General features: G+C 71.2%; 7 protein-coding genes. All 7 read right to left on the bottom strand.

Annotated elements, in window-relative coordinates; genetic code table 11:
• Positions 1-364, bottom strand: a 364-nt coding sequence (locus JMF90_RS18590) for a glycosyltransferase family 2 protein (protein ID WP_201325303.1), incomplete at its 3' end; no start/stop codon positions are given.
• Positions 361-2,106 (bottom strand): carbamoyltransferase C-terminal domain-containing protein, encoded by a 1,746-nt coding sequence (locus JMF90_RS18585; protein ID WP_077179494.1) that lies wholly within the window; start codon positions 2,104-2,106, stop codon positions 361-363. The genes JMF90_RS18590 and JMF90_RS18585, both read right to left, overlap by 4 nt.
• Before the next feature lie 3 nt (positions 2,107-2,109).
• Positions 2,110-3,315 (bottom strand): glycosyltransferase family 9 protein, encoded by a 1,206-nt coding sequence (locus JMF90_RS18580; protein WP_077179511.1) that lies wholly within the window; start codon positions 3,313-3,315, stop codon positions 2,110-2,112.
• A complete protein-coding gene (locus tag JMF90_RS18575) occupies positions 3,312-3,923 on the bottom strand; it encodes an HAD-IIIA family hydrolase (protein WP_077179495.1) in 612 nt (203 codons plus the stop codon). Before JMF90_RS18575 ends, JMF90_RS18580 begins: the two co-directional genes overlap by 4 nt.
• Positions 3,914-4,663: an SDR family oxidoreductase gene (locus tag JMF90_RS18570; RefSeq protein WP_074808641.1), complete on the bottom strand. Its 750-nt coding sequence runs from the start codon at positions 4,661-4,663 to the stop codon at positions 3,914-3,916. The genes JMF90_RS18575 and JMF90_RS18570 overlap by 10 nt, the downstream gene beginning before the upstream one ends.
• A gap of 184 nt (positions 4,664-4,847) precedes the next feature.
• Positions 4,848-5,375, bottom strand: a complete 528-nt coding sequence (locus tag JMF90_RS18565; RefSeq protein ID WP_074808638.1) for a hypothetical protein — start codon at positions 5,373-5,375, stop codon at positions 4,848-4,850.
• Positions 5,317-6,512: response regulator (locus JMF90_RS18560; protein WP_201325302.1), on the bottom strand; the 1,196-nt coding region annotated here is incomplete at its 5' end. The genes JMF90_RS18565 and JMF90_RS18560, both read right to left, overlap by 59 nt.

Below are 6,512 nucleotides of genomic sequence, written 5' to 3'. Positions count from 1 at the left end.
CCAGCAGCGCGGCTGCGCCATGGCGCAGCCAGGTCGGATCGGAAATCGTGTCGTCGTCGGTGAATGCGATCAGCGCGCCGCCCGCGCTGCGCCAGCCGACGTTGCGCGCGCCGGCCGGCCCCTGCGTGTCGGGCGCGGTCATGTAGCGGATCACCGGCACGTCGGTCACGCGCGCGCGGCATGCATCGACGACGGCGCGCGCACTGCCGGCCGGATCGTCGTCCACGACGACGATCTCGTAGGTGGTCGGATCGAACACCTGCACGCACAGCGCGTCGAGGCAGCGTTCGAGCAGATCGGGCCGCCGGTAGGTCGGCACGACCACCGACACCACGGGCGGCAGGTGCGTGTCGCGCATGTTCATCTGGGCTTCTCCAGCAGGAACGGGCCGATCACGAGCGCATCGAGCGGCGAGGTCCAGAAGCATTCGATCGCGTCGCGCGGCGAGCACACGATCGGTTCGCCGCGCGTGTTGAACGACGTGTTGACGAGCACCGGCACGCCGGTGAGCGCGTCGAACTCGGTCAGCAACGCATGCAGCAGCGGATGCTGGGTTTCGTCGACGGTCTGCACGCGCGCGGTGCCGTCGATGTGGCGCACGGCCGGAATCTTCGCGGCGCGTTCGGGCACGACGTCGTACACGAACAGCATGAACGGCGCGCGCAGCGGCGTGCGCCGGCCGCCGCTGAACCAGTGATGCGCGCGGTCCTCGAGCACGACCGGCGCGACCGGCCGGAAATCCTCGCGATCCTTGATCCGGTTCAGCTTCTGCTGCATGTCCGGATCGATCGGCGACGCGAGGATCGACCGTGCGCCGAGCGCGCGCGGCCCGAATTCCATGCGGCCCTGGAACCAGCCGATCACGCGATTCGCCGCGAGCAGCGCGGCCGTCTGCGCGGCGACGTCGGCGAGCCGCCGGTACGGCAGCTGCGCTTCCTTCAGGAACGCCTCGATCGCGTCGTCGTCATACGCCGGCCCGAGATACGCGTGATCCATCCGCCAGTCGCCGCGCGCGCCGCGCATCCGGAAGTCGGTCCACAGCGCGGCGCCGAGTGCGGTGCCCGCGTCGCCGGCGGCCGGCTGCACCCACACGTCGTCGAACGGGCCGCGATCGCGAATCCTCGCGTTCATCACGCAATTCAGCGCGACGCCGCCCGCCATCGCGAGTTGGCGCTCGCCGGTCTCGGCGGCGAGCCAGTCGACCGCCTGCAGCGTCGTCTCCTCGAGCACCAGTTGCAACGCATGCGCGATGTCGTAGTGATGCGGCTCGATCGGGCCGCCGCGTTCGCGCGCCGGGCCGAACATTGCCGCGAGATCCGCGTCGAGCACGTCGTAGCGCCCTTCGCCGCGATACCGCACCAGCTTGCGCATCTCGTCGGCGAACACCGGCTTGCCGTACGACGCGAGCGCCATCACCTTGTATTCGTCGGACGAGTGCAGGAAGCCGAGATAGCGGGTCAAGCGCTCGTACAGCAGCCCGAGCGAATGCGGCAGGTTGACCTGCCCGAGCCGCCGGTACGCGCGGCCGTCGAACACGCCGTAGCTCGTCGTCGCGCGCTCGCCGCGCCCGTCCATCGTCATCACCGCGCAGCGCTCGAACGGCGCCGCGAGAAACGCGCTCGCCTCGTGCGCGAGATGGTGCTCGATGAAATGCCAGCGGAACGGCCCGTCGTGCGTGACGCCGCGAAAGCGCCGCTGCAGGTGATGCGGCGCGCCGCCCGCGAGCTGGCGCGGCGCGTTGACGATCGACGACAGGAACAGCGGATGCCACGGCGACGCGCCATCCTCGCGCGGCGCATGCGCGGACGGCGACAGCGGCAAGGTCAGTGCCGGCGCTGTGCCTTCGCGGTCGAGTTCGAACCACGGGTCGTACGAATACGCGACGTGGTCCACGTCCGCGAGCGTGATGCCGGCTTCCGCGAGGCAATAGTCGATCGCGTGGAAAGGCAGCTCCCAGGTCGAGAACGGCACCGGGCGCTTCGCGTGCTTCACGTGCGTGAAGCGTTCGTCCTCGGCCGCCGCGAGCACGACGCCGTCGCGCACGATGCACGCGGCGCTGTCGTGGAAGGCGGCGTTGATGCCGAGCGTATAGGTCGATTCAGGCATGCGTCAGTTCCTCGTGATGACGTGCGCGAACGGAAGCACGTTCGATGCGTGCGCCGCGACCGGCTCGCCTTCGTCGTGGGCGGCAGCCCGCTCGGCCGCGCGTTGCGCATGGCGCGCGCGGCCGCGCAGCAGTGCGTGCACGGCAGCGGCGACGTCGTCGACGCTCACGCCGCGCAGGCACGGATGTCCCGGCTGATTGCACACGCTGCGATAGCAGTTGCGGCACGGCACGTCGACGTTCAGCACACGGTGCGGCACCCGCCACGGCGTGTGCTGCGGATTGGTCAGCGCGTACAGGTCGACCACCGGCGTGCCGAGCGCGGCCGCGAGATGCACGGGGCCGCTGTTGTTCGACAGCAGCAGGTCGGCCGTCTCGATCAGCGCGCCGAGTTCGCCGAGCGGCAACACGCCGGCCAGCGGCACCGCGCGCGGCCCCGCCCGTTCGCACACCGCGTCGACCAGCGCGCGTTCGTCCGCGCCGCCCGTCACCGCGATGCCGTCGAACAGCGGCGCAACCGCGGCGGCCGCTTCGCCGAAGCGCTCGGCCGGCCAGCGCCGCGACGCGGCGGTCGCGCCCGGATGGACGACCAGCCAGCGCGCGCGCGTCGCTCCCGGCTCACGCGCGCCGCCGACGCGCTGCAACGCGGCCTGCAGGCGCGCGTGCACCGCACGCCGCGCCGCGTCGCCCGGCTCGAACGCCATCCGCCAGTCCGACGTCTTCGCGCCGACCGTGCGCACCAACGCGAGCTGGCGCGCGACCTCGTGGCGCACGTGCGATTCCGGCTCGGTTTCCGGCACGCGGTCGGTCAGCAGTTCGTACGGGTTCTCGCGGCAATGCGCGAGCCGCAGCGGAATGCCGGCGAGCCAGCACATCATCGCGGCGGGCAACGGATTCTGGCTGTAGACGGTGAAGATCACGGCCGCGTCGAAGCGGCCCGCCAGCAGCCGGTCGATCATGTCGAGATCGGCCACCGGATCGCCGCGCACGTCGGGATGCTTGACCCATGGCGCGTCGTAGCTCCACACGTCGTCGACCATCGGCAGATGCTTCGCGAGCGCCGCGCCCGTGCGCGACGTCAGCAGCGTCAGTTGGCGATCGGCGCCGCTCTCCTTCAGCGCGCGCAGCGCGGGCGTGGTCATCAGCACGTCGCCGATGCTGTCGAGCCGCACGCACAGGATGCGGCGGGCGCGGCTCCAGGCCGTGCTCATCGCTGCACCCACGAGCCGTGCCGGCGCACGGCCTCGCGCACGACGATGTCGGCGGCCAGGTCGATGCGATCGACGACGTGGTGCGGCGTGCGCGCGGCGTTGAGCTGCCATTCGGTCTCGTTGCCGCAGTCGACCAGGATCGTGCCGCAGCGCGCGGTGCGGCCGGCCTCGACGTCGTCGAGAATGTCGCCGATCATCCAGCTCCATTCGGGCACGGCGCCGAGCGCGCTCAGCGCGCGGCGCAGCATGCCCGGGCGCGGCTTGCGGCAGATGCAGTCACAGGTGTAGCGCGGCACGCTACCCCGCGGGTGATGCGGGCAGTAAAAAAAATCCGCCAGCGTCGCGCCATTTGCTTCGAACAATTCGGCGAGGCGCTGGCGGACCGCGCCAAGCTCGTTTTCGGTAAAGCGGCCGAGCGCGACGCCCGGCTGGTTCGACACGACCGCCAGCGGCATGCCGGTCGCGCCGAGCGTGCGCAGCGCGCGCGCGGCGCCCGGCGCGAGGCGCATGCGCGCGGGGTCGACGTTGTACGGCACGTCGTCGAGCAGCGTGCCGTCCTTGTCGAGCAGCACCGCGCCGGGCAGCCGCCGTTCGCGCTTCAGGGCCATGACGTCTCCTTCATCGGCAGCACCATCAGCTCCGGCACCACGGTGCCCGGCGGCTGCGTCAGCACGAAGCGCACGGCGGCCGCGACGTGCTCCGGCGGCTGCAGCGTGTCCTCGTCGATGTCCGGGAAACGGTCGAGCAGGAACGGCGTGCGCATCCCGCCCGCGACGATTGCCGACACGCGCACGCCGCTCGGCCGCAGTTCGGCGTGCAGCGCGTGCGACAGCCCGAGCAGCCCCCACTTCGTCGCGTGATACGCGGACGCATTCGGCCACGCGCGCTTGGACGCGGTCGACGCGATGTTGACGATATGCCCGTTGCCGCGCGCCTTCATCATCGGCACGGCCGCGTGACACATCAGGTACGGGCCGAACAGGTTCGTCATCAGCACCTGCTGCCACGCGTCGACGCTCACGTCGTCGATCGGCGCGGTCACGTCGATCGCCGCGTTGTTGACGATCACGTCGAGATCGCCGAGCGATTCGCGCGCATCGTGCACGACCTGCAGCACCGATGCCTCGTCGCGCACGTCGAGCGGCCGGCCGACCGCCTGGCCGCCGTGCCGCTCGAGCCGTTGCGCGACGGCCGCCGCGCGGTCGCCGTCGAGATCGGCGACGACGACGTGCGCGCCGTGCTGCGCAAGCTCTTCGCAAATGGCTTCGCCGAGACCGCGGCCGCCCCCGGTCACGAGTGCGGTCCGGCCGGCGAGCGGCGGTTTGGCTGGATCGTGAGTCGCGTTCACCTGCACCTCCTGTCGATGTCGGAAAACCATCCGGCTGACGGCGACACTTGTCGCGACAACCGTCCGTGGAAGAGGTACAGCGAAAACCGTGCCGGCCTGCGTGTGCCCGTGCCGCGTCGGGCGCCGGCGTCCGGTCGCTGGCTTTTTTATAACCGGCTGTAAAAAGCGGGACGAACCGGCCCCCTCAGATCGCGAGCGCGTCGGGCGTGGCTTGAGCGCGGTGCTTCGCGAGCGCGCGCAGGCAGTGCGCGATGCAGCCCGCGAACGCCTCGTCGAACCACGGCTGCGCACCCGACACGCCGACCACGATGCCGCCGAGCGCGACCCCGCCCCACAGGTTCGTATCGCCCGCGCGCAGCCGGTACGGCTCGAGCGCCTGCACGACGTGGCCGTCGCGGCCCGTTTCCCACGACAGCCGCGCCTTGGCGCGGGCGTAGGCGCGATAGTCGGCGTCCCAGTCCTTCGGGTCGGGCAGCGAAAACTCATACAGGATCGCGTCCTCGAACGCCGCGTCGTGCGGCCCGAGCGCGGGGTCCATGATCACGATGTGCAGGCAGCCGCTGTCGCCGACGAAGTCGCTCTGCAGCGCGGCGGACAGGGTCGGCAACAGCAGCTCGACGGCCGCCACCGCGGCCTGGCGGTCGGCGAACGCACTACCGCCGCGACGCGCGTTCAGGGCTTCGGGTGTCGTCGGGTTCAGAAGGTTCGGCATGGATTTCTCCAGAGGAAAACGCGAGCGCACGCAACGCCGCGATCAGGTCGGCCGCTACCGCGGGCTTGGTCAGGTACGCATGGAAACCGGCTTCGACCGCGCGCGTGCGGTCGCGATCGCGCGCATGGCCGGACAAGGCCAGCGCCTCGAGCGGCGCGCGGCCGTCGCGATCGCGCGCGGCGTCGAGCTGACGCACGCGCGACATCACCGTATAGCCGTCCTCCTCGTCGTCGCCGAGATCGATGTCGCAGACGAGCAGCGCCGGCCAGTCGGCCCGGCGCGCGCGCCACAGGTCGTCCAGCAACGCCTGGCCCGACGCATACGCGTGCACGTCGGCGCCGGCCACCTTCAGCAGCGCGCCGAGCGCCTCGCGCGCCTCGTCGTGGTCGTCGACGCATGCGATGCGCAGGCCGTCGAGCGGCTTGGCCGTGGCCGCCGCGCCGGCGGCCGGGTTCGGCACGGCACCGGCGGGTTGCATCGACGCCGGCGCCACCGCGTACATCGGCAGCGACACGTGCAGCGTCACGCCGGTATCGTCGCGTTCGCGCACGACGTAGCCGCCGGCCTCCTCGATCGCGTCCTGCAATCGTTCGAGATCGATCAGCGACAGCTCCGTTGCGTCGACGCCCGTGCACGCGATCGTGATGCGCGCTTCCGGGTCGTGGCGCGCCGTGTGCACCTCGAGCTGCCCGCCGCTGCTCGCTTCGATCGCGCCGCGGCACAGCTCCCACACGAAGCGCCGCAGCGCGGCCGGATCGGCGTTGACGACGAGATCCTCGTCCGACACATGGCGAAACACCGGCACGCCGCGCCGCGCGGCCGCCTCCGCCAGCGAATCGAGCACCTGCGACACGAGCGGGTTGATCCGCACCGGCTGCCGCGCGAACTTCGCCTCCGTGCGCTCCAGTTCGCGCTGCTTCGCCTGCAGCGACCACATCTGCGCATACACGCCGCCGCTTTCGAGCAGTTCGTCGTGGGTGCCGTGCTCGACGAGCCGGCCGTGCTCCATCACGAGGATGCGATCCGCGTCGACGATGGTCGACAGCCGGTGCGCAATGATGAGGCTCGTGCGATGCTGCGCGACGCGCATCAGCTCCTGCTGGATCGCACGCTCCGAGCGCGTGTCGAGCGCCGACG

The sequence above is a fragment of the Burkholderia sp. E168m23 genome, assembly GCF_016586125.1.
Taxonomy (GTDB): Bacteria; Pseudomonadota; Gammaproteobacteria; order Burkholderiales; family Burkholderiaceae; genus Burkholderia; species Burkholderia orbicola.
This window is presented reverse-complemented; position numbering and strand designations above follow the sequence as displayed.

Coding starts and splice junctions, on each gene's coding strand:
- JMF90_RS18585 (WP_077179494.1), bottom strand. CDS start 2,106: ATGCCTGAATCGACCTATACGCTCGGCATCAACGCCGCCTTCCACGAC.
- JMF90_RS18580 (WP_077179511.1), bottom strand. CDS start 3,315: ATGAGCACGGCCTGGAGCCGCGCCCGCCGCATCCTGTGCGTGCGGCTC.
- JMF90_RS18575 (WP_077179495.1), bottom strand. CDS start 3,923: ATGGCCCTGAAGCGCGAACGGCGGCTGCCCGGCGCGGTGCTGCTCGAC.
- JMF90_RS18565 (WP_074808638.1), bottom strand. CDS start 5,375: ATGCCGAACCTTCTGAACCCGACGACACCCGAAGCCCTGAACGCGCGT.